The organism is Bradyrhizobium sp. GW821-FHT13H06, assembly GCF_058803975.1.
In genome coordinates this window covers 621,783-643,327 of sequence record NZ_JBXAPN010000001.1, presented here as the reverse complement: position 1 = coordinate 643,327, position 21,545 = coordinate 621,783, and the positions used below count along the sequence as shown (strand labels likewise).

General features: G+C 65.0%; 19 protein-coding genes. 10 read left to right on the top strand and 9 right to left on the bottom strand.

Going from position 1 to position 21,545, the window contains the following annotated elements:
• Positions 1 to 174 precede the first annotated feature (174 nt).
• From AC1RQP_RS02995 to AC1RQP_RS02985, 3 genes are all read left to right on the top strand, one after another.
• On the top strand, positions 175 to 1,560 hold the full coding sequence (locus AC1RQP_RS02995; RefSeq protein ID WP_492935880.1) for a TolC family outer membrane protein: 1,386 nt from the start codon (positions 175 to 177) through the stop codon (positions 1,558 to 1,560).
• Positions 1,561 to 1,955: 395 nt separating this feature from the next.
• A complete protein-coding gene (locus AC1RQP_RS02990) occupies positions 1,956 to 2,729 on the top strand; it encodes a PopZ family protein (RefSeq protein WP_492935879.1) in 774 nt (257 codons plus the stop codon).
• 125 nt (positions 2,730 to 2,854) lie between these two features.
• Positions 2,855 to 5,731 (top strand): valine--tRNA ligase, encoded by a 2,877-nt coding sequence (locus tag AC1RQP_RS02985; RefSeq protein ID WP_492935878.1) that lies wholly within the window; start codon positions 2,855 to 2,857, stop codon positions 5,729 to 5,731.
• A 110-nt stretch (positions 5,732 to 5,841) separates the two neighbouring features.
• On the opposite strand, the gene AC1RQP_RS02980 is transcribed toward AC1RQP_RS02985, so the two are convergent.
• The gene (locus tag AC1RQP_RS02980; RefSeq protein ID WP_492935877.1) at positions 5,842 to 6,444 is read right to left on the bottom strand and encodes a DNA-3-methyladenine glycosylase; all 603 of its coding nucleotides are present in this window, start codon (positions 6,442 to 6,444) and stop codon (positions 5,842 to 5,844) included.
• Between the two features lie 130 nt (positions 6,445 to 6,574).
• Between AC1RQP_RS02980 and lipA the strand changes: the two genes are divergently transcribed.
• A complete protein-coding gene (gene lipA / locus AC1RQP_RS02975; protein WP_492935876.1) occupies positions 6,575 to 7,531 on the top strand; it encodes a lipoyl synthase in 957 nt (318 codons plus the stop codon).
• 6 nt (positions 7,532 to 7,537) lie between these two features.
• Entirely contained in the window at positions 7,538 to 8,008 is a 471-nt protein-coding gene (locus tag AC1RQP_RS02970) for a type II toxin-antitoxin system RatA family toxin (RefSeq protein ID WP_239623545.1), read from the top strand.
• A gap of 187 nt (positions 8,009 to 8,195) precedes the next feature.
• Here AC1RQP_RS02970 and AC1RQP_RS02965 read toward each other — a convergent pair whose 3' ends face one another.
• Genes AC1RQP_RS02965 through AC1RQP_RS02940 form a run of 6 tightly spaced genes read right to left on the bottom strand, consistent with a single transcriptional unit; the run spans position 8,196 to position 13,350 of the window.
• Positions 8,196 to 9,011 carry a c-type cytochrome gene (locus AC1RQP_RS02965; RefSeq protein WP_492935875.1) on the bottom strand — a complete coding sequence of 272 codons (816 nt, stop codon included), beginning with the start codon at positions 9,009 to 9,011 and terminating at the stop codon, positions 8,196 to 8,198.
• Positions 9,011 to 10,633 carry a b(o/a)3-type cytochrome-c oxidase subunit 1 gene (locus AC1RQP_RS02960; protein ID WP_492935874.1) on the bottom strand — a complete coding sequence of 541 codons (1,623 nt, stop codon included), beginning with the start codon at positions 10,631 to 10,633 and terminating at the stop codon, positions 9,011 to 9,013. Before AC1RQP_RS02960 ends, AC1RQP_RS02965 begins: the two co-directional genes overlap by 1 nt.
• On the bottom strand, positions 10,620 to 11,186 hold the full coding sequence (locus tag AC1RQP_RS02955; RefSeq protein WP_492935873.1) for a cytochrome C oxidase subunit II: 567 nt from the start codon (positions 11,184 to 11,186) through the stop codon (positions 10,620 to 10,622). The genes AC1RQP_RS02960 and AC1RQP_RS02955 overlap by 14 nt, the downstream gene beginning before the upstream one ends.
• Complete coding sequence (locus tag AC1RQP_RS02950; RefSeq protein ID WP_027542758.1) at positions 11,183 to 11,359, bottom strand: hypothetical protein; 177 nt, start codon at positions 11,357 to 11,359, stop codon at positions 11,183 to 11,185. The genes AC1RQP_RS02955 and AC1RQP_RS02950 overlap by 4 nt, the downstream gene beginning before the upstream one ends.
• Before the next feature lie 19 nt (positions 11,360 to 11,378).
• Positions 11,379 to 12,632 (bottom strand): cytochrome c, encoded by a 1,254-nt coding sequence (locus tag AC1RQP_RS02945; RefSeq protein WP_492935872.1) that lies wholly within the window; start codon positions 12,630 to 12,632, stop codon positions 11,379 to 11,381.
• A 10-nt stretch (positions 12,633 to 12,642) separates the two neighbouring features.
• Positions 12,643 to 13,350, bottom strand: coding sequence for a c-type cytochrome (locus AC1RQP_RS02940; protein WP_239623549.1), 708 nt, complete (start codon positions 13,348 to 13,350; stop codon positions 12,643 to 12,645).
• Positions 13,351 to 14,354: 1,004 nt separating this feature from the next.
• Here AC1RQP_RS02940 and AC1RQP_RS02935 point away from each other — a divergent pair.
• Positions 14,355 to 14,534 (top strand): hypothetical protein, encoded by a 180-nt coding sequence (locus AC1RQP_RS02935; protein ID WP_061881839.1) that lies wholly within the window; start codon positions 14,355 to 14,357, stop codon positions 14,532 to 14,534.
• A 163-nt stretch (positions 14,535 to 14,697) separates the two neighbouring features.
• Positions 14,698 to 15,477, top strand: coding sequence for a mechanosensitive ion channel family protein (locus AC1RQP_RS02930; RefSeq protein WP_492935871.1), 780 nt, complete (start codon positions 14,698 to 14,700; stop codon positions 15,475 to 15,477).
• Positions 15,478 to 15,499: 22 nt separating this feature from the next.
• Here the strand turns inward: AC1RQP_RS02930 and AC1RQP_RS02925 are convergent, their stop codons facing one another.
• Positions 15,500 to 16,108, bottom strand: a complete 609-nt coding sequence (locus AC1RQP_RS02925) for a CinA family protein (RefSeq protein ID WP_194387418.1) — start codon at positions 16,106 to 16,108, stop codon at positions 15,500 to 15,502.
• Between the two features lie 3 nt (positions 16,109 to 16,111).
• Positions 16,112 to 17,308 (bottom strand): bifunctional 2-C-methyl-D-erythritol 4-phosphate cytidylyltransferase/2-C-methyl-D-erythritol 2,4-cyclodiphosphate synthase, encoded by a 1,197-nt coding sequence (locus tag AC1RQP_RS02920; RefSeq protein WP_492935870.1) that lies wholly within the window; start codon positions 17,306 to 17,308, stop codon positions 16,112 to 16,114.
• 280 nt (positions 17,309 to 17,588) lie between these two features.
• On the opposite strand from AC1RQP_RS02920, the gene dusB reads away from it, so the two are divergent.
• The 3 genes from dusB to ntrC are packed head-to-tail and all read left to right on the top strand — an operon-like array spanning position 17,589 to position 21,214.
• A complete protein-coding gene (gene dusB / locus AC1RQP_RS02915) occupies positions 17,589 to 18,590 on the top strand; it encodes a tRNA dihydrouridine synthase DusB (protein ID WP_492936370.1) in 1,002 nt (333 codons plus the stop codon).
• The gene (locus AC1RQP_RS02910; protein WP_035713228.1) at positions 18,587 to 19,762 is read left to right on the top strand and encodes a two-component system sensor histidine kinase NtrB; all 1,176 of its coding nucleotides are present in this window, start codon (positions 18,587 to 18,589) and stop codon (positions 19,760 to 19,762) included. Before dusB ends, AC1RQP_RS02910 begins: the two co-directional genes overlap by 4 nt.
• A 9-nt stretch (positions 19,763 to 19,771) precedes the next feature.
• Positions 19,772 to 21,214, top strand: coding sequence for a nitrogen regulation protein NR(I) (ntrC, locus tag AC1RQP_RS02905; RefSeq protein WP_239623552.1), 1,443 nt, complete (start codon positions 19,772 to 19,774; stop codon positions 21,212 to 21,214).
• The last annotated feature ends 331 nt before the right edge of the window (positions 21,215 to 21,545 follow it).

Sequence of the window (21,545 nt, the reverse complement as noted above, 5' to 3'; positions counted from 1 at the left end):
GAATCAGAAGTGTGGCAGGGATGCTGCACGTGAAGAGTTTCCGCTGAGAACCACCCTCAGGTAGTTCCGTCGCGCTTGCCCCCGTCCTATGTTGCAGCGGGGCGACGACTCCTCGTAGGCGGTAAACCCAGCTCGTGGGCACGGGGTGGGCGTTAGATGAACGGAATTTAAGGGATGCATGGGGTGAAGCTCTTCACCGGAGCTGCGGTTTCGGTCCTGCTGCTGGCGCTTGCCGGGCCGATGCCTGCCTTGGCGGAGACGATGGAAGGCGCGCTTGTGCGTGCCTATCAGGACAATCCGCAGCTCAACGCGCAGCGCGCCCAGGTGCGTGTGACCGACGAAAACGTGCCTCAGGCACTGTCCGGATATCGCCCGAGAGTTTCGCTGACTGCGAGCGCCGGCTATCAATATCAGGACATATTGAGCGCGCCGGGCACTGGACCAATCAACGGGACCACCGTCCCCCGCAGCTCCGCCCTTACCATTCAGCAGTCTCTGTACAACGGCAACCAAACCGCCAACCGTGTTCGGGGCGCAGAGCATCAGGTCTCCGGCGCGCGCGAGGGGCTGCGCAATCTCGAGCAAAGTGTTCTGTTCTTGGCGGCGCAGACGTACATGGATTATCTGCGCGATTCGGCGACGGTCGATGTCAACAAGAGCAACGTCCGCGTCCTCGAGCAGACGTTGAAGCAGACACGCGACCGCTTCAACGTCGGCGAAGTCACTCGCACTGACGTGGCGCAATCGGAAGCGCAATTGGCTGCAGGGCGAACGCTGGAGCAGCAGTCCGAGGCCACGCTGACGGCGACGCGCGCGACCTATCGCCGTGTGATCGGCAACGACCCTGTCAACCTTGCGCCTGGCTCGCCGGTGGATCGTTTACTGCCGCCGTCGCTGGCAAAGGCGGTCGAGCTTGCGCTGACTGAGAACCCGACAGTCACAGCAGCGATGTTCGGCATCGATGTCGCTTATATGAGCGTGAAGATCAATGAAGGCGCGCTGCTGCCGACGGTCACATTGCAAGCGACCGCCCAGCAGGCAAACGAACAGTCCTTGATTCAAAACAGGGCGTTCAGCGCCTCCGCTGTCGCTCAAGCTTCGTGGCAGCTCTATGCGGGCGGCGCCGAATATTCCCTGATCCGGCAGTCCAAGGAATCGCTGGCCCAGCAGCGTCTCACGCTTGATCAGACTCGTGACCAGGCTCGCGCTGACACCGCATCTGCCTGGGGCCTGCTCCAGGCATCCAAAGCGCAGGTGACGTCCGCACAAGCCCAGGTGACAGCATCCGAAATCGCGCTGAACGGTGTGCGCGAGGAGGCAAAGGCCGGGCAGCGCACCACGCTCGACGTTCTCAATGCGCAGCAGGCGCTGGTCAACGCCCGCATCAATCTCGTGAACGCACAGCATGATCGCGTTGTGAATTCCTACAGGGTCCTCAATACCATCGGCCGCCTGTCGCCGCAGGTGCTTGGTCTGCGGACCACGACCTACGACCCCAGCGTTCACTATCATCAGGTACGCGACAGCTGGGCCGGCGTGCGTACGCCCGACGGGCGCTGATCCCTCCTAAAGCGCGATGCGATCAGGATGAATCGCCATCGCGCTTTAGTTTTTGTTCAAGCATGATCTTTTCGGAATACCTCTCCGGATCATGCGTAGTGATTCGGTCGACCTCGCCGATAGCCGAGGTCGACCGGTGCTTTGCTTGCAATCGTCAAAATCCCTGACATAGCCTTGCCAGAATGATGCGGGTCGATTCGGCCCCGCGTTGATGTCGTGTGCGTAATACTTGAGTGCCGGGGGCAGGGGCGCACAGCTGCACGGCGAGCCGTGATCTGGGGACAAGTCGGGCTGCCGCGACGAAAATGAGGGGCCTCCCGTCCGGAACCGGCCAATCCTATCGTGCTTGGTGGTAAAACGACGCATGCGAGGGCGTTGATGATGTGGAGTCGGAGATGACGCAGCCTGCAAAGGTCACAGAACCCTCGATGGAGGAGATTCTGGCCTCGATCCGGCGCATCATTGCCGACGATGAGGCAAAGCCGCCGCCGGCTGAGGCCGCCAAGCCCGAGAAGGCCGCGGCTCCCGCGACGCCGCCGAAGCCGCAGGCAATGAACGACATTCCGCCATCCAAGGTCGCGCCCGCAAAACCTGCTGCCGAGAAGCCGGCGCCGCCAGTTGCGAAGCCGGCTCCGCCGCCGCCCCCCGCGCCCGCGGCGGACGCCACCAATAACCAGGACGATATCGACGCGCTGCTGGCGGGGCTCGACGCGGCCACACCTGCGCCCGAGGTCCGCGCTCCCGAGCCGGAGCCAGAACCAGAACCAGAACCCGACGTGCTCGAATTGACGGACGAGATGGCGGTGGATCCGACACCGCCTCCGCCGCCGCCCAACTTCCGCAAGGTCGAGCCGCGCGACGATCTCGAATTCGCCGAATCGCCGCCGCCGCGGCCTACGCCGCCGCCGTCCTACGCGCCGGTGGACTTTGACGGCCCGCCGCTGCCGCCACAGCAGCCGATCCTCGCGCAATCGACGGTCTCCGCGGTCGAATCCGCCTTCAACTCCCTGGCCCATACGGTGCTCAGCAGCAATGCACGGACGCTGGAGGATTTGGTCAAGGAGATGCTGCGGCCGATGCTGAAGTCCTGGCTCGACGACAACCTTCCGGGTCTTGTTGAACGCATCGTGAAGGCCGAAATCGAGCGAGTCTCGCGCGGCGGCCGCTGAGAAGGGCCGTGCGGCCCCGATATAGCCCCGCTCGTACGCCATATTGGGCTCGTCGACCGGGCCGGAAGGCCCGTGCGCTGACCTTTTCGTTGACTTGGCCCCCTCGCGCGGCTTTCTAGCGCCCCATGATCGAGAAAAATTACCAGCCCGCCGATATCGAAGCCCGCATGTCCGTCGTGTGGGAGGACGGCCTTGCCTTCAAGGCTGGTCGCCCCGACCGCCGTGATGCCGTGCCCTTCACCATCGTGATCCCGCCGCCGAACGTGACGGGCTCGCTGCACATGGGTCACGCCCTCAACAATACGCTGCAGGACATCCTGTGCCGGTTCGAGCGCATGCGCGGCCGCGACGTGCTGTGGCAGCCCGGCACCGACCATGCCGGTATCGCCACCCAGATGGTGGTCGAGCGGCAGCTGATGGAGCGTCAGCAGCCCGGCCGCCGCGAGATGGGCCGCGCGAAGTTTCTCGAGCGGGTCTGGCAATGGAAGGCCGAGAGCGGCGACACCATTATCAACCAGCTCAAGCGGCTCGGCGCGTCCTGCGACTGGTCGCGCGAGCGCTTCACCATGGACGAGGGCCTGTCGAAAGCCGTCGTCAAGGTGTTCGTCGAGCTGCACCGCGAGGGACTGATCTACAAGGACAAGCGGCTGGTGAACTGGGACACCAAGCTCTTGACCGCGATTTCCGATCTCGAAGTGCAGCAGGTCGAAGTCAAGGGCCACCTCTGGTACCTACGCTATCCGATCGAGGGCAAGAATTTCAGCCCCGAGGATCCCTCGAGCTTCATCGTCGTCGCCACCACGCGTCCCGAGACCATGCTCGGCGATACCGGCGTTGCCGTGCATCCCGAGGATGAGCGCTATCAGAATCTGATCGGCAAGAACGTCATCCTGCCGCTGGTCGGCCGCAAGATTGCGATCGTCGCCGACGAGTACTCCGATCCGGAGAAGGGCTCGGGCGCGGTGAAGGTGACGCCGGCGCACGACTTCAACGATTTCGAAGTCGGCAATCGCCACGGCCTGCGCCGGATCAGCGTGCTCGACAGGGAAGGTTGCCTCGATCTCCTCGACAACGAGGATTATCTGCGCGACCTGCCTGAAGGCGCCGCGCAGTTCGCCGAGGAGTTCCACAAGGTTGACCGCTTCGTCGCGCGCAAGCGCATCGTCGAACGGCTGGAATCGTTCGGCTTCGTCGAGCGGATCGAGCCGCACACCCACATGGTGCCGCATGGTGACCGCTCGAACAGCGTGATCGAGCCGTACCTGACAGATCAGTGGTATGTCGACGCCAAGACGCTGGCCAAGCCCGCGATCGCGGCGGTGCGTTCGGGCGAAACGACCTTCGTGCCGAAGAACTGGGAAAAGACCTATTTCGAGTGGATGGAGAACATCCAGCCCTGGTGCATCTCGCGCCAGCTCTGGTGGGGCCACCAGATCCCGGCCTGGTACGGTCCTGACGGCAAGGTGTTCGTGGCCGAGACCGAGGAGGAGGCCGTCAGTCACGCGCTCGGCTATTACGTCGAGCAGGAAGTCATCACGGTCGAGCAGGGGCGCGAGATGGCGCTCGACCGCAACAAGCGCGAAGGCTTCATCACCCGCGACGAGGACGTGCTCGACACCTGGTTCTCCTCGGCGCTGTGGCCGTTCTCGACGCTCGGCTGGCCCGACGATACACCCGAGGTGCAGCGCTACTACCCGACCAACGCGCTGGTGACCGGCTTCGACATCATCTTCTTCTGGGTCGCCCGCATGATGATGATGGGCCTGCACTTCATGAAGGAAGTGCCGTTCTCGACCATCTACATCCATGCCCTCGTCCGCGACGAGAAGGGCGCCAAGATGTCGAAGTCGAAGGGCAACGTCATCGACCCCCTGAACCTGATCGACGAATACGGCGCCGACGCGCTGCGTTTCACGCTGGCGGCGATGGCGGCGCAGGGGCGCGACATCAAGCTCGCCACCAGCCGCGTCGAGGGCTATCGCAATTTCGCGACAAAGCTCTGGAACGCGTGTCGCTTCGCCGAGATGAACCATTGCGCCGTGTCTGAAGGGTTCGAGCCGGCGAACGCGAAGGAGACACTGAACCGCTGGATCGCGCATGAGACCGCGCACACCACGCGTGAGGTGACCGAGGCGATCGAAGCCTATCGCTTCAACGACGCTGCGGGCAGCATCTATCGCTTCGTCTGGAACGTCTATTGCGACTGGTATGTCGAGCTTGCAAAGCCGGTGCTGCTTGGTCCTGACAGTCCCGCCAAGGATGAGACCCGGGCCATGGTCGCCTGGGCGCGCGACGAGATCCTGAAGCTGCTGCACCCCTTCATGCCCTTCATCACGGAGGAGCTGTGGGAGGTGACGGCGAAGCGCGAGGGCCTGCTCGCGTTGGCGCCGTGGCCGCTGAAGCCGGCCGAGCCGACGCCCGAGCAGCTCGCGATGCTCGCGGCGACGACGGGACCGACCGATGCGCTCGTTTCGCCGGCCTGGGTGCTGCCGTTCTTCGATCATGCCGACTTCACCGATCCCGCGGCCGAGGCCGAGATTGGCTGGGTGATCGATCTCGTCACCCAGATCCGCTCCGTGCGCGCCGAGATGAACATCCCGCCGGCGACACTGACGGCGCTGGTGCTCGCCGGCGCCTCGGCCGAGACCCGGGAGCGCGCGCCGCGCTGGACCGATGTCATCAAGCGCATGGCCCGGCTGTCCGACATCTCCTTCGCCGATCGCGCGCCTGATGGCGCGGTCCAGCTGCTGGTGCGTGGCGAAGTGGCTGCGCTGCCGCTGAAGGGCGTGATCGACGTTGCTGCCGAGCGCACGCGCCTCGACAAGGAGATCGGCAAGGCCGACGCCGACATCAAGCGCGCCGAGTCCAAGCTGGCGAACGAGAAGTTTGTCGCCAACGCGGCCGAGGAGGTCGTCGAGGAGGAGCGCGAAAAGCGCGAGGCCGCGCTGGCCCGCAAGGCCAAGCTGCTCGAGGCGCTGGAGCGGCTGAAGCAGGCGTCGTGAGCTCGCCGTCATTCCGGAGCGATGCGCAGCATCGAATCCGGAATCTCGAGATTCTCAGGTGCGCAATTGCGCAGCGGAGTTCGGCTCTGCGAGCCGCCCCGGAATGACCGTCACTTCGGAAACGGCTTGCTCAAAAACTTCGATCCCCTGATGCCATAGCGCCAGGGCAACTCGACAGCCTTGGTGATGCCGATCCGGATGCCCGTTGCGACCTCCACATCCTCCGTCCGCGCATGCAGTGCGATTGGCGGACGGTCCAGCGGCAGCGCGTTGTGTGCGATGGTGATGCCGAGCGCTTCGGTCAGCTTGCCCGGGCCTGAGCACAGCGCATGCGCATCCTGGAGATGCCGGCGCCGGCGCATCGCAGCCAAGGCGTGCGTCGGCTCCAATGCGCGGATCAGCACGGCGCTGGCCGAGCCTTCCGCCTCGCACACGAAGTTCACGCACCAGTGGATGCCGTAGGAGCGATAGACATAGGCGAAGCCGGGCGGGCCGAACATCACCTGGTTCCGTGGCGTCGGCCCGCGATAGGAGTGCGCCGCGGGGTCGGTATGATGATAGGCCTCGACCTCGACGATGATCCCGCCGACACCGTTGACCAGCATGGTCGCGCCGATCAGGTCGGGTGCGACCTCGTGGACGCTGCGGCCGAAAAAGGTCCGCTTCAGCTGCTTGCCGAGCCGCGGTGGGGATGCCTTCGAGATTGGAGCCATTCGAGGTGAGAATCGCCTGAGAACAGAGCAGGATATTGCCCATATCTGCCATGTTCCCTGAAGCGGCGCGAGCCGGGTTGCGGCAGGCAGCCAGACCGATTAGGTAGGACCTGAACAGACCGGACACCCCATGGTCGTTATTGTCGATACCATCTCGAACCCGCTGCGCCCGCGCCACCCCGAAAAGGTGAACCGGCCTGATTCCGCTTCGCCGCCCAAGCCGGACTGGATCCGCGTGCGCGCGCCGAATACCCGCGGCTATGCAGACACCCGCAACATCGTGCGGGCGAACGGCCTGCACACGGTATGCGAGGAGGCGGGCTGCCCGAACATCGGCGAGTGCTGGGACAAGAAGCACGCGACCTTCATGATCATGGGTGACACCTGCACCCGCGCCTGCGCCTTCTGCAACGTCAAGACCGGCCTGCCGAATGCGCTGGATGCGGCCGAGCCGCAGAACGTCGCTGAGGCGGTCGCCAAGCTCGGCCTCGCTCATGTCGTCATCACCTCCGTCGACCGCGACGACCTCGCCGACGGCGGCGCGCAACATTTTGCCGAGACGATCGGCGCGATCCGGGCCGCGTGCCCCTCGACCACGATCGAGATCCTGACGCCGGACTTCCTGCGCAAGGAGGGGGCACTCGAGGTCGTGGTCGCGGCGAGGCCCGATGTGTTCAACCATAATCTGGAGACCGTGCCCTCGCGCTATCTCACGGTGCGGCCCGGCGCGCGCTACTTCCACTCGATCCGGCTGTTGCAGCGGGTCAAGGAGCTCGATCCTACCATCTTCACCAAGTCCGGCATCATGGTGGGCCTTGGCGAGGAGCGCCACGAGGTGCTCCAGGTGATGGACGACCTGCGTTCGGCCGAGGTCGACTTCCTGACCATCGGCCAGTACCTCCAGCCGACCCGCAAGCACCATGCCGTGATGCGCTATGTGCCGCCGGACGAGTTTTCGTCTTACGAGAAGGTCGCCTACACCAAGGGCTTCCTGATGGTGTCGGCGAGCCCGCTGACCCGCTCGTCGCATCATGCCGGCGAGGACTTTGCGAGACTGAAGGCCGCGCGGGCAGCTAACGCCCACTGAACCGATATGCCCCGTTTTTCCAGCAAGCGCCGTGTCAATCACAGCGCATCCGAGATGTTCGATCTGGTCGCCGACGTCGAGCGCTATCCGGAATTCGTGCCGCTGTGCAGCGCGCTGAAGGTTCGTCAGCGCTTGGCAAAGCCCGACGGCACCGAGGTGCTGGTTGCCGACATGACGGTATCGTTCAAGCTGATCAAGGAATCCTTCACCAGCCGGGTGACGCTCGACCGCGCCAATCTGAAGATCCTGGTCGAATATCTGCAAGGTCCTTTCAGCAACCTCGAAAACCGCTGGGCGTTCGAGCCCAAGGGCGAGGGCGTCTGCGACGTCGGGTTCTTTCTCGCCTACGAGTTCAGGAGCCGCATGCTGGCGATGCTGATGGGCTCGATGTTCGACGCCGCCTTCGCGCGCTTCTCGACCGCGTTTGAAAAGCGCGCGGACGCGATCTACGGCCGGCCGAAGCTGGCGTCGACGTAGGTTATCGTAACTCTCGTGTCCCGGACGCGGCGCAGCGCCATAGCGCGTCGAAGACGCGCGTAAACGCGCTTACGGCGCTGCTCCGCAGAGCCGGGACCCATGGCCCCTCACTCGATAAATGGGCCCCGGCTCTGCAGCGCACCGCTAAAGGAGCGCTGCGCTGCATCCGGGGCACGAGATCCTCGCTTCAATCCACCGCCTTCACCACATCCGGCGGCTGCGAGGCGTAGTATGCCGCAGCCTGATCGATCTCCTGCGGCGTCATCGCGCGCGCGATGTTGCGCATCTGCTGGCTGATGTCGTTGCGCCGTTCACCGGAGGCGAAGGCCTGGAGCTGCGCCTTGATGTAGGCCTCGGACTGCCCCTCCAGCCACGGGCTGCCGATCTTGTTGTCGAGGCTGCCATGGCAGGAACCGCAGGGCGCGATTCCGCGCATCGGCGCGCCATAGATGACGATGTTGGGTTTCGGCAGCTGCGGCGTCGGGTGGTAGGCCGGCAGCCGCGGCAGATAGGCGTAGTACATCGAGAGATCGGCGATCTCCTGGTCGGTCAGGTTGACCGCAAATGGCGACATCACGGCATTGGTGCGTGCGCCGGAGCGGAAATCGTGCAGCTCCTTGTAGATCACCGCCGCATACTGACCCGCGAGGTTCGGCGAGTCCGCGCGGCTGATGCCGGTCGGGCCGTGACAGATGGCGCAACGTTGCGCCAGCGTGGCGCCGCGGCCGATGGCCTCCTGGTTCGGGCGCGCCAGCGTGGAGGATGTGAGCACGACCTCGGACAGGGGCCTGGTCTGCTCCGGCGCCGCCACGGTCGCCGCCCGCTGCGGCAGGCCGGCAGCGCTGCAGATCGCATCCCAGACATTGGCGAACTGGACCCAGGGCTGGGCGAAAGGCAGCACGATGAAGCCACCGATCGCGGTCACGATCAGGATCGCGGCGGTGATGCCGACGGCTGCCGTGAAATGCCTGTTGCGAAAGGTGAAGAGGTCGCGCGCGATCATCACTGCGCTCCCACATAGACGGCCGGCACCGAGGTGCCCTCGTTCAGCGCCAGCGTCAGGATCGGGTAGCCGTAATTGGTGAGGGTGAGTGCGATCATCAGCCCCACCCACAGCGCGTGCGTGTTGAGCGCGACCGGCACGGTCGCCGGCTGGTGTACGGCCAGCGCAAACCGATACGGGCCGGCGTCAGCCTGCGGTGCGCGCATGCCGCGCGCCAGGATGACCAGGAAGAGGATGCCCGATGCCAGCAGGATGAAGCCGCCGATCGCCGAAAGGGTGACGGAGAGCGCCTGCGGCGCGATCCCGGGATCGCCGAAGTCGAAATAGGCCATGCGGCGCGGCATGCCCAAAATGCCGACCCAGTGCCACGGGAACGTGGTGACCATCATGCCGACGAACCATAACCAGAGCTGGGTGCGGATCAGCCGGAGATCGATCAGCTCGCGGCCGGTCAGATGCGGCCACAGATCATAGGCGATCGCGAAATACATGATGACGATGGCGCCGCCGAAGATCAGGTGGAAATGGCCGGTGATCCACTGCGTGTTGTGGATGGACGCATCGAGCTGATAGCTCATGTTGATGAGGCCCCCGGCGCCGCCAAAACCGAGCATGACGAAGGAGAAGGCGAGCGCGAGCATCATCGGATTGTCCCAGGGCAGGGCCCTGATCCAGCCGAACAGGCCGCGCCCGCCGCGCAGGCGCGCGGCGATCTCGACGGATGCGCAGATGGTGAACACCGTCAGGAATGTCGGCAACGTCACCAGCGCCGTGAAGGCCGAATGGATGAACTTGAAGCCGGCGCCGACTTGCGGGTCGGCAAAGGTGTGGTGCATGCCGATCGGCATCGCCACCACCAGGAACAGGATGAAGGAGATCCGCGCCATGGTGTCGGAATAGACGCGGCCGCCGATCGCGCGCGGTACGATGGTGTAATAAGCGATGTAGGTCGGCATCAGCCAGAAATAGACGATGGCGTGCAGCGTCCAGGAGAAGAACACGCGGGCGAGGCCAGCATCGATCGTGCTCTTCAGCCCCGCCGCGACGGGAATGATCTGCAACAACAGCTCGAGCGCGGCACCGACCGCGGTCCAGGCCCACAAATACGAGCCGGCGACATTGGCGAACATCGCCAGCGGCACCGGCGCGCCGGGATTCGCCTTGCGCCAGACGCGCAGGTTGATCGACATCAGCGCGACCCAGAACCAGGAGCCGACCACGACCAGCACGACGCCGAGATAGTAGAAGACGTTGCCGATCAGCGGCGGATAGAAGGTGTAGAGCACCGAGGCGCGGCCCAGCGCGATCGGGATCACCGCCATGATGCTGCCGGCAACGATCAGCCAGAATCCGGCCCAGGCCCAGCGCACGCCGACAAGACGCTGCTCCAGCGCGGACTCGCTGATGGCGTAGCCAAAACCCATCGCGACCAGGGTCGGGAAGACGTAGCCCATCACTGTGCCGTGCGCGGTCAGCGAGCGGTAATAGAGCTCGGGGTTGGAGAGCCAGGTGCCGATCGGGCTGCGGATGAACATCTGCCAGGCGCCGAGCGCGAGCGCGATGCCGAACACGGCAAAGGCCAGCCAGAAATGGGCGAGGATGAGCTTCCTATTGACCAACACAGCTCAGCCTCCCGCCACCCTTCGCACGATCGGCGAATTCGGTCTTGTCGATCACCTTGACCTTGCCCCACATGCCCTCGTGGCCGAAACTGCAAAATTCCTGGCAGGGCATCAGATGGTCGCCGGTCCTCGCAAAGCGCATGGGCTGCTCGGAAATGTAACCCGGCACGAGCATCGTGTTGACGTTGGTGCCCTGGATCAGGATGCCGTGCACGACATCGGCGCTGGTGGCGCGGAGCGTGATCGGCGTGTCCGCGGGCACAAGGATGCAGGCTGGCGTGAAGGAATATTGCTGGCCGATCGCACGCACGGTCACACTGCCATTGGTTTCCAGCACGCTGCCGAGGTTGCTTTCGACGAATTCGCCGGAGAGATGCAGCCGCGATGGATCGGTGGTCTCGACGCGCGGCTGCGGCATGGTCGCGCGGTGGATGCCGGCAAATGCGGCGAGCAGCGCCATGCCGACGATGATGATCACGGAAATGGTCGCCCAGCGCCGCTCGACGCGGGCCGCGACCTCGGCGCTGCCGCGATGGGATTCCTCTGCGCTCATTGCAGCGAGCCACGTGGCAGGAAGACGAACAGATAGAACGCGAGCCACATCGCGACCACGCAGGCCGTGGCGATGCCCGCGAGCACGATTGCGCCGGACGGGCCTTGCGCGACGACCTCTTCGACCGCCTGGTCGGCGGCGGCTGGGCTGGTCGGCGGATCGGAATTGATCATGACGGGTACCTGGCGTCTCTCAGTTCAGCGGTGCGGACCGCAGCTCGTTGGCCTCGCGCGCCGAGACCGGCGTGCCGCGATTGCCCCAGGCGGTGCGGATGTAGGAAACGACGGCGGCGATCTCGTTGTCGGACAGAAGCCCCGCGAAAGGCGGCATGCCGTAGGGCATCGGATTGCCCTTGGTGCCCGGCGGATAGCCGCCATTGAGCACCATGCGGATCGGATTGACTGCCGATTGCATCTCGATCGACTGGTTGTTGGCGAGCGGCGGCCAGTGCGGCGGCTTGCCTTCGCCCTGCGTGCCGTGACAGCTCGCGCAGTGCTTGTCGTAAACGGTCTTGCCGAGGCTGATCAGCAGGCTGCTCTCGGTCGTCGGCAGCGTCGTTCTCGCCGGCGGTGGACGCGAGGGCTCCGCAATGCTCTTGAGGTACACCGCCATCGCCCTGGTGTCTTCGTCGTTCAGATATTGCAGGCTGTTGTGCACGACCTCGGCCATCGGGCCGTAGACGACGCCGCGCATGGAAACGCCGGTCTGCAGCAGGTCCGTGATGTCCTTGATGCTCCAGTCACCGAGCCCCGCCTCACGATTTGACGTGAGCGATGGCGCGTACCAGTTCTGCATCGGGATCAGGCCGCCCTTGAAGGCTTCCGATTGCGAGGTGCCGCCGAGCGCGTTGATGGGCGAATGGCACATGCCGCAATGGCCGAGGCCCTCGACAAGGTAGGCGCCGCGATTCCATTCCGCGGATTTGGTCGGGTCAGGTTTGAATTCGCCCTCTGAGAAGTACAGTGTGCGCCAGCCGAGAATCAGCTGGCGGTTGGAATAGGGGAAGCGGAGGTCGTGCTCACGATTCCGCTGGCTCACGGGCGGGATCGACCTCAGATAGGCGAAGATCGCGTCAGTATCGGCTCTGGTGACCTTGGTGTAGGACGCGAACGGCATTGCGGGATACATCAATCCGCCGTCCGGAAAGCGGCCAGAGTGCATCGCCTTGTAGAAGTCATCGGCAGTCCATTTGCCGATCCCGGTGTCACGATCCGGCGTGATGTTGGAGGAATACAGGGTGCCGAAAGGCGTCGGCATGGCGCGTCCGCCGGCGAAGGTGTGCCCCTCGGGCGCCGTGTGGCAGGCAATGCAGTCGCCGGCCCGTGCCAGATATTCGCCGCGCGCGACGAGGCTATCGCCATCAGGGCCGGACTTCGGCTGCGCCTCGGCGGACGGACCAGCAAGGAGCAACAGCCATACGGCAAGGATTCGTGAACACGATCGCAATTCCGTCTCCTCAATCCGGTTCACTGCCGCAGGCGAACGGCAGCACGTACGTGCCCTTCGGTGCCGGCGCGATGTTCACCGGCGCTGGGCGGCTCGCGAGCCATGCCGCGACCGCCGTCACGTCTTCCTCGGTGAGCCTGGCGGCAACCTGCTGCATGCAGTCGGGCGCTTTCGCGGTGCGCGTGCCATAACGCCACGCGCCCAACTGCGCGCTGATGTAGTTCGGGCGCAGTCCGAGCAGGCCCGGAATTCCCGGCTCCATTCCTGTCAAGGTCGGGCCATGGCAGCTTCCGCACGCCGGAATCTGGCGCTGCGGATCGCCACGCGACACCAGCGACTGGCCGTGCTGCAGCACCTCCTTGCTTGCATCGCTTGCTGTGACGGGCGGCAGAGGCGGATGTTGATCCGCAAAATAGTCCGCCATCTGCTGCAGGTATGGATCGGGGAGGAATTCCAGCAAATAGTTCATCGGCGGATATTTTCGCCGGCCATTCTTGAAGGCAAGAAGCTGGTTGTAGAGATAGCCGGCCGGCTTGCCGGCAAGCCGCGGGAAATAGACGTCGCTGGTGCCTTCGCCTTGATTGCCATGACAGGGCGTGCAGGCTTCGACCCGCGCCGCCATCGTGTCCGGCGGCTGGTTGACCGTTTGTGCGGCCGCACCATCAAAAGCGGCCAAGTTGGCAATGGCGATGGCCAGAGCAATGGTGCGAGCGAACACTCTCGTCACCCTCCAAAGAACAGGACCGGTTGATTCCGGATCACAGAGTAGCGGAGCATTATTGCGCCAATATGCTCCCGCGCAAGGTCGGGCACGCGTGATGACGTTTGGTCGCGGCCTTCGCATGTGCGATCCCGATCGAATTCGACAAAACTTACGTGCTTTTTGAAAATCTGACACAACCCTGCGCTCTCGCGGCAGTTCCTGCCCGAGCTTTGCTGCATCTTGACACCCTCGTCAGTCAGAGGGTGCAGGGAAGACCAGGTGCCGGCCGGGCACCCACGGTCCACTGTGCGAAGGTTGCGCTACGAGAAGCTGCACAGTGGCATACAGGTGAAGCCAAACATCCGGCCTTCCCTGCGCAGTGGTTTGACGGCTTATGCCGAGTTCTCCCCGGGGAGCGATGCACTATTGCCCCCGTCGCCTTGCGGATGACTGATGCGCGCGCCCGGTTGGGCCGCCACATCACCGAAAGACTTGACCGCAAAGACTTGGCGCACAGACCCCGGGCGCCAGGACGACACGGTTCTGCCGTACGCAGATCGCACCGGTCGTGTGCGCGAAGACCTGTCGCTCACGGTCGCCCGCCCTGCGAAGGCCTCTCGCGCCGATGTGACTAGCGTCCACCGCATCTCACCCCGCGTGTCGTGACGATCGCGATACGCCCCTCTGACCGGGATGAGGTGACGGACGGATACGCCAAAGCCGAATTTCGGTAAAGCGGAATATTTTCGCGGGCGCGGATTGACCTGCCGGCTGGGTGTCTTGCCCGACAGGCAGCACAAGGGCTGGTAGGGACGGGCTGTCACGCGCAAGCCTTGGGGGCACGATCAAGCAGCCAGACTTCGTGCGGGCCAAGGTGACCCGTGGGGTCCGTGCCAAAACGCAGAGCAGCGGCGGAACACCCCTTGCCCGCGAGCGGTACACCTGTAAGGGATGTATTTACTAAGGTATTCAACTAGAATATGAGTCGGGCGCGGGGCTTGCGGAGCTGGACGGGACAGATGGCGCGCTGGAAGCAATCGTGGAGCGAGGAAGACCTCAACCGACTCAGGGAGCTCGCAGGCACCAAGCCGATTACGACCATCGCGAGAGAGCTCGGACGGACCACGGGGACGGTGCTCGCGAAGGCGATCGAGCAAAAGCTCCCCGTCATGTGTCGTGTCGAGCGAGCGGCGCAATAACGGGATTCGCGATGAACCTGGAATTCCAGCCGGTCAGTACCCCGTTTTCACGTCGCTCGCACCCATGCGATGCCGCGGCAGGTGCTTGACGATTGGCTAGCCCCGAAGGGGATCATTTTCCGCGACAGCGAGTTCTCAACCGATTGCCTTGGTTGGAGCCGCCATGACCGTCAATTTCGACACGCTGAAAGCCTCGCTCGTTCTCTATGGGCTGAACGCGATCTACGCGATCCTGCTGCTCGCCATCGGCTGGTACCTGTCCGGCACGATGCAGCGTTTCGTCACGCGCGTCCTGAGCGTCACGCATCGCGTCGATCCGCTGGTGACGTTGTTCGTGGGTAGCCTTGCGCGCTATGGCGTGCTCGCGGTGGTCGGCATCGCCGTGCTGCAGCTCTTCGGTATCCAGACCGCGAGCCTCGTCGCCGTGCTGGGCGCCACATCTCTCGCCATTGGTCTGGCGTTGCAGGGTACGCTCTCCAATCTCGCTGCCGGCGTGATGCTGCTGTTGTTCCGGCCCTTTCGCATCGGCGACGACGTCGAGGTCGCCGGCAAGGCGGGGAAGGTGAGGTCGCTGTCGCTGTTCATGACCGAACTCGTCGCGGCCGACAACACGCAGATCCTGCTGCCGAACGGACAGGTGTGGGGTGCAGCGATCGTCAACCACAGCGCCTATCCCGGCACGGGCGAGGTCAAGGTGGCGTTTCCGGTTCCGGCCGGCGCCGCTTCGGCGCTGGCCGATCGGATCCTGACAGAGCTGCGCAATGACTCCCGCATGGACGATCAGGCAGCGCCTGCCGTCAACATCTCCAAGGTGGTCGATGTCGCCAATCCGGCGTCGCCGATCGTGGAGTTGACGGTCAGCGCGAAGGCCAAGCCATCACAGGCGGACGCGGTCAGGCAGTGCGTGCTCGATCACGCCAGCGCGCTGCTCGCGGCGGCGTAGGCGTTTCGGCGGCGCAGGTCTTTCAGCCTCGCGGCGAACGCGGAGGCCTGCGCTTCACCGCATGCCGGCGTGGCGAGCGGGTCACCCGCGGGCGCAGGCGGCTTGCGGCGGCACGTTGCGGCTTGGCCGCGACTTGCGGACCGCGGGCGAGCTCCATCAGCATGCGCAGCGCCTCGACCACGGAGCGGGCGCGCACGGCGCTGCGGCCGATCGCGCCAAAACGCTGCTCACGATGGATGATGCGGCCGTCGCGCGCGGCGGCGGCGAAGTGCACGAGACCGACCGGCTTGCCAGGCGTGGCGCCGCCGGGGCCGGCAATGCCGGTGATGGCGACGGCGAGATCGACATCGGCACGCTCCAGCGCGCCGATCGCCATTGCGGTTGCGGTCTCCTTGCTGACCGCGCCGAAATTCGTCAGCGTGCTCGCTTCGACCCCCAACATCGCGCGCTTGGCGTCATTGGAATAGGTGACGAAGCCGCGGTCGATCACGTCGGAGGAACCGGGGATGTCGGTCAGCGCGCCGGCGACGAGGCCGCCGGTGCAGGATTCCGCGGTCGCGATCGTCAGCTTGCGCATCCGGCACAGATCGAGCAGCGAGCGGGAGAGGGCGCGTGCGTCGCTGCCGCCCATGGCTTAGATGCTCCAAGTCTTTTCGCTAAACGGCAGGCGGATGGTGGCGCTCGCGGTGGCGGCGATGCCTTCCTCACGGCCGGTGAAGCCGAGTCGCTCGCTGGTCGTCGCCTTCACCGCGACGCGGGAGATGTCGACGCCGGAGATCTCGGCGATGCGCGCGCGCATGCTGTCGCGCAAGGGGCCGATCTTCGGCCGCTCGCAGATCAGCGTCACCTCGAGATTGGCGACGCGGCCGCCGCGCTGGGCGACGCGCTCGATGGCGTATTTCAGGAACTGGTCGGAGGAGGCACCCTTCCATTTCGCATCGCTCGGCGGGAAGTGCGAGCCGATGTCGCCGTCGGCCAGTGCCCCGAGGATGGCATCCACCAGGGCATGCAGGCCGACATCGCCGTCGGAATGGGCGAGGAACCCCTTGGTGTGCGGCACGCGCACGCCGCAGATCATGACATGGTCGCCTTCGCCGAAGGCGTGGACGTCGTAGCCGGTGCCGGTCCTGATGTCGCCGAGCAGGGCAGCCAGGCGCGCTTCCTCGCGCACGAAATCCTCGGGAGTGGTGAGCTTCATATTGGCAACATCGCCCTCAAAGGTTGCGACCGTCAATCCCGCCCATTCGGCAATCGCGGCATCGTCGGTGAAATCAGAGCGCCCGTCCTTCGCCGCGCGACGATGCGCCTCGAGGATGACGTCGAAACGAAAGGATTGCGGCGTCTGCGCGATTCTGAGGCGCGCCCGGTCCGGCGTGTCCTCGACATTGCCGCCGTCACCGGTGACCTTGATGGTGTCGGTGACGGGCACGACGGGGATCGCGGCGCCAGTGCGGCCCGCAGCTTCGATCGCACGCGAGATCACGCCTGCCGAGACGAAGGGGCGGGCGGCGTCGTGGATCAGCACGATGTCCGGCTTGTGCTTCGCCAGCGCTTCGAGACCGGCGAGCACCGAAGCCTGCCGGGTGGCGCCGCCATTGGTCGGCGGCTCGTGCCTGAGCCCTGCGACCGCCGCGGTGAACATGGCGCTGTCGTCGGGGTTCACCACCGGCTGCACCGCCGAGACCTCCGCGTGGCGGCTGAACGCCTCCATGGCGCGATAGATCACCGGCACACCGCCGATCTCGCGATATTGCTTGGGCCCGCCGGCGCCTGCACGCAGTCCACGCCCGGCTGCGACGAGAACGACTGCGGTGCGCTGTGATTTCGCCATAGGACTCAAATACTCAGTTGCTCGTCAAGGAGTCGGGGAGTGGTAATTGCCGGCATGCCTCTAGCACGGCAGGCCCGCAAAAAAAGGGGGTTTCCCCGGATTGTGGGAAACAGCATTTTGCTGCACTGCACTTGCAAGATTTGCAGACTTGTCTAAACTGTAGGCATGACGCTTGACTGCACAAGAATTGTGCGCAAGATAGATCATGGCAGGCGCGATGAGGCCCTGCACAGTCAACGAGACCCCTGTGACCGGCTCGGCAGTATCAGGCTCTAAGCCGTTGAAAATAGGCGATATTGACATCGCCGCCCCGGTCCTCCTGGCGCCGATGTCGGGTGTGACTGACTCGCCCGTCCGCCGGCTGGCCGCCGAGCTTGGGGCCGGTCTCGTCGTGTCCGAAATGACCGCGAGCGATGAGCTCGCCAATGGCCACCGGATGTCCCGGTTGCGCTGCGAAGCCACCGGCATCGGCCCGCATGTGGTCCAGCTCGCCGGCTGCGAGACGCACTGGATGGCGGAAGGCGCCCGGATCGCCGAAGCCGAAGGCGCCGATATCATCGACATCAACATGGGCTGTCCGGCCCGCCACGTCACCGGCGCCCAGTCCGGCTCGGCCTTGATGCGTGACCTCGACCATGCCCTGAGCCTGATCGATGCGACGATCGCGGCGGTGAAGGTGCCGGTGACGCTGAAGATGCGGCTCGGCTGGGACGACCGCACGCGCAACGCGCCGGAACTGGCGCGGCGCGCGGAGGCCGCAGGCATCAGGCTCGTCACCGTCCATGGCCGCACCCGCTGCCAGTTCTACAAGGGCGAGGCCGATTGGGATGCGATCCGCGCCGTGCGCGAGGCCATCTCGATCCCGCTCGTCGTCAATGGCGATATCACGTCCTACGAGAGGGCGCTCGCAGCGTTGGACGCCTCGGGCGCCGATGCCGTGATGATCGGCCGTGGCGCGCAGGGCCAGCCCTGGCTGCCCGGTCAGATCGGCCGCCGCCTGCGGGGTGGGGCTGAGGAAGCGACGCCTTCGCTCGAAACGCAGCTGCAATATGTCCGCACGCTCTATGATGGCGTCTGCGCGCTCTATGGTCTGCGCATCGGACTGAGGCATGCCCGCAAGCATCTGAGCTGGGCACTCGACGTCGCAGCGCAGGCGAGCCGTGCCCCGGCGGAGAAGCTGAAATCCTGGCGCCAGAAGATCCTGGTCTCGGAGGATCCGCGCCTCGTTCACAAGTCACTGCAAGATGCCTTCGACGACTTCGCATGGAGCGCTGCTGCATGAGCTCAGCCGCTGAACATCGTCGGCCGCTTCAGTCCGACAGCGACGCAATCCTGGACGCCTTGCCTAACCCCGTGCTCATGATCGGGCCGGACGGCAAGATCGTCGCCGCCAATATCGCGACCGAGGCCTTCTTCGAGATCTCGACGCAGTTCCTGAAGCGGCAGTCGTTGAAGGAACTGGTGCCGTTCGGCAGCCCGTTGCTGGCGCTGATCGACCAGGTGCGCTCGTCGAATTCGCCGGTCAACGAATACAAGGTCGATCTCGGCACGCCGCGCATGGGCGGCGACCGCCAGGTCGATCTGCACGTGGCCCCGCTCACCGAGCGGCCCGGCCACATCGTGGTGATGCTCCAGGAGCGCACCATCGCCGACAAGATGGACCGCCAGCTCACCCATCGCAGCGCCGCGCGCTCGGTGATCGCGCTCGCCGCGATGCTGGCGCACGAGATCAAGAATCCGCTGTCCGGCATCCGCGGCGCGGCGCAGCTTCTGGAGCAGCAGGCCTCGTCCGAGGACCGCATGCTGACGCGGCTGATCTGCGACGAGGCCGACCGCATCGTGACGCTGGTCGATCGCATGGAGGTGTTCGGCGACGAGCGCCCCGTGGTGCGCGGCCCCGTCAACATCCATTCGGTGCTCGACCATGTGAAACGGCTGGCGCAGTCGGGCTTCGCCCGCAACATCCGCTTCATCGAGGACTACGATCCCTCGCTGCCGCCGGTGCTGGCCAACCAGGATCAGCTGATTCAGGTGTTCCTCAACCTCGTGAAGAACGCTGCAGAAGCCTTGATCGACGTTCCCGACGCCGAGATCCAGCTCACCACCGCCTTCCGTCCCGGCGTGCGCCTGTCAGTCCCCGGTCAAAAATCCAGGGTATCCCTGCCGCTGGAATTCTGCGTGAAGGACAACGGACCAGGCGTGCCGGACGATCTCCTGCCCAACCTGTTCGACCCGTTCGTGACCACCAAGCAGACCGGCTCGGGTCTCGGCCTGGCGCTGGTCGCCAAGATCGTCGGCGATCACGGGGGCATCATCGAATGCGAATCTCAGCCGCGCAAGACCACCTTCCGCGTGCTGATGCCGATGTATTCCACATCGGTGAAACATGCCGATCAAAGCAGTCGCGCCGACTCTGCCGGTAAGTCGTCGCCTGCGTCACAGGGGGCAAAATGAGGATCAACGATGCCCGCAGGTAGCATTCTCGTAGCCGATGACGATACCGCCATCCGCACCGTACTCAATCAGGCTCTGTCCCGCGCCGGTTACGAGGTGCGGCTGACCGGCAATGCCGCAACGCTCTGGCGCTGGGTCAGCCAGGGCGAGGGCGACCTCGTCATCACCGACGTGGTGATGCCGGACGAAAACGCCTTCGACCTGCTGCCGCGGATCAAGAAGATGCGGCCGAATCTGCCCGTCATCGTCATGAGCGCGCAGAACACGTTCATGACGGCGATTCGCGCTTCCGAGCGCGGGGCCTACGAATATCTGCCCAAGCCCTTCGACCTCAAGGAGCTGATCGCCATCGTCGGCCGCGCGCTCGCCGAGCCGAAGGAGCGAACCTCGACGCCGGACGAAGATGCCGAGATGGAGGCGATCCCGCTGGTCGGCCGCTCGCCGGCGATGCAGGAAATCTACCGCGTGCTGGCGCGCCTGATGCAGACCGACCTCACCGTGATGATCACGGGCGAGTCCGGCACCGGCAAGGAATTGGTGGCGCGGGCGCTGCACGATTACGGCAAGCGCCGCAACGGCCCGTTCGTCGCGGTCAACATGGCTGCGATTCCGCGCGATCTCATCGAGTCCGAATTGTTCGGGCACGAGCGCGGTGCCTTCACCGGCGCGAACACCCGCGCCTCCGGCCGGTTCGAGCAGGCCGAGGGCGGCACGCTGTTCCTGGATGAGATCGGCGACATGCCGATGGAGGCGCAGACCCGCCTGCTGCGCGTGTTGCAGCAGGGCGAATATACGACGGTCGGCGGCCGCACGCCGATCAAGACCGACGTGCGCATCGTCGCGGCCTCCAACAAGGATCTGCGTGTCCTGATCCAGCAGGGCCTGTTCCGCGAAGATCTGTTCTTCCGCCTCAATGTCGTGCCGTTGCGGCTGCCGCCCTTGCGCGAACGCATCGAGGATCTGCCGGATCTGGTGCGGCACTTCTTCACGCTGGCCGAGAAGGACGGGCTGCCGCCGAAGAAGCTCGACTCGCTGGCGCTGGAGCGGCTGAAGCAGCACCGCTGGCCCGGCAACGTGCGCGAGTTGGAAAATCTCGCCCGGCGCCTTGCCGCCCTCTATCCGCAGGACGTGATCACGGCCTCCGTCATTGACGGCGAGCTTGCGCCGCCCTCGGTCAGTCCGGGCGCCGCGGTCCAGCAGGGCGTCGACAATCTCGGCGGCGCGGTTGAGGCGTATCTGTCCTCGCACTTCCAGGGCTTTCCGAACGGCGTGCCGCCGCCCGGCCTCTATCACCGTATCCTCAAGGAGATCGAGGTGCCGCTGCTCACGGCCGCGCTGGCCGCCACCCGGGGCAACCAGATCCGTGCCGCCGACCTGCTCGGCCTCAACCGCAACACGCTGCGGAAGAAGATCCGGGACCTGGATATCCAAGTCTATCGGAGCGGCGGCTAACCTCTCGAAGCGGGCGGTGGCTCAGCTCCCCCCTACCAAGGTGGAGCTGAGCCTGTCCGGATCGCGCTGGCCGTAATGGCTGACGCGGTGAGCAGAAGTCGGAGCGGGGCAGAAATGTTCCGCGGTCACACAAGAATGGGACCTTCCGCCACCGGCGGCGGCGAACACATTCACCTGATGATTGTGGGCGGCAGGATGCGCGCGACGTCCGCCGTCGGCTCCTGCAGGCCGGGGCCGTTGACCAGCAGATCGGCGGCGACGATCAGCAGCAGAACGGCAGAAACCATTATCGCGAGAAAGAACCTATCCATCTCGGACAAGCCGCAGCCGC

Coding starts and splice junctions, on each gene's coding strand:
- AC1RQP_RS02995 (WP_492935880.1), top strand. CDS start 175: ATGCATGGGGTGAAGCTCTTCACCGGAGCTGCGGTTTCGGTCCTGCTG.
- AC1RQP_RS02990 (WP_492935879.1), top strand. CDS start 1,956: ATGACGCAGCCTGCAAAGGTCACAGAACCCTCGATGGAGGAGATTCTG.
- AC1RQP_RS02985 (WP_492935878.1), top strand. CDS start 2,855: ATGATCGAGAAAAATTACCAGCCCGCCGATATCGAAGCCCGCATGTCC.
- AC1RQP_RS02980 (WP_492935877.1), bottom strand. CDS start 6,444: ATGGCTCCAATCTCGAAGGCATCCCCACCGCGGCTCGGCAAGCAGCTG.
- lipA (WP_492935876.1), top strand. CDS start 6,575: ATGGTCGTTATTGTCGATACCATCTCGAACCCGCTGCGCCCGCGCCAC.
- AC1RQP_RS02970 (WP_239623545.1), top strand. CDS start 7,538: ATGCCCCGTTTTTCCAGCAAGCGCCGTGTCAATCACAGCGCATCCGAG.
- AC1RQP_RS02965 (WP_492935875.1), bottom strand. CDS start 9,011: ATGATCGCGCGCGACCTCTTCACCTTTCGCAACAGGCATTTCACGGCA.
- AC1RQP_RS02955 (WP_492935873.1), bottom strand. CDS start 11,186: ATGAGCGCAGAGGAATCCCATCGCGGCAGCGCCGAGGTCGCGGCCCGC.
- AC1RQP_RS02950 (WP_027542758.1), bottom strand. CDS start 11,359: ATGATCAATTCCGATCCGCCGACCAGCCCAGCCGCCGCCGACCAGGCG.
- AC1RQP_RS02935 (WP_061881839.1), top strand. CDS start 14,355: ATGGCGCGCTGGAAGCAATCGTGGAGCGAGGAAGACCTCAACCGACTC.
- AC1RQP_RS02930 (WP_492935871.1), top strand. CDS start 14,698: ATGACCGTCAATTTCGACACGCTGAAAGCCTCGCTCGTTCTCTATGGG.
- AC1RQP_RS02925 (WP_194387418.1), bottom strand. CDS start 16,108: ATGGGCGGCAGCGACGCACGCGCCCTCTCCCGCTCGCTGCTCGATCTG.
- AC1RQP_RS02920 (WP_492935870.1), bottom strand. CDS start 17,308: ATGGCGAAATCACAGCGCACCGCAGTCGTTCTCGTCGCAGCCGGGCGT.
- AC1RQP_RS02910 (WP_035713228.1), top strand. CDS start 18,587: ATGAGCTCAGCCGCTGAACATCGTCGGCCGCTTCAGTCCGACAGCGAC.
- ntrC (WP_239623552.1), top strand. CDS start 19,772: ATGCCCGCAGGTAGCATTCTCGTAGCCGATGACGATACCGCCATCCGC.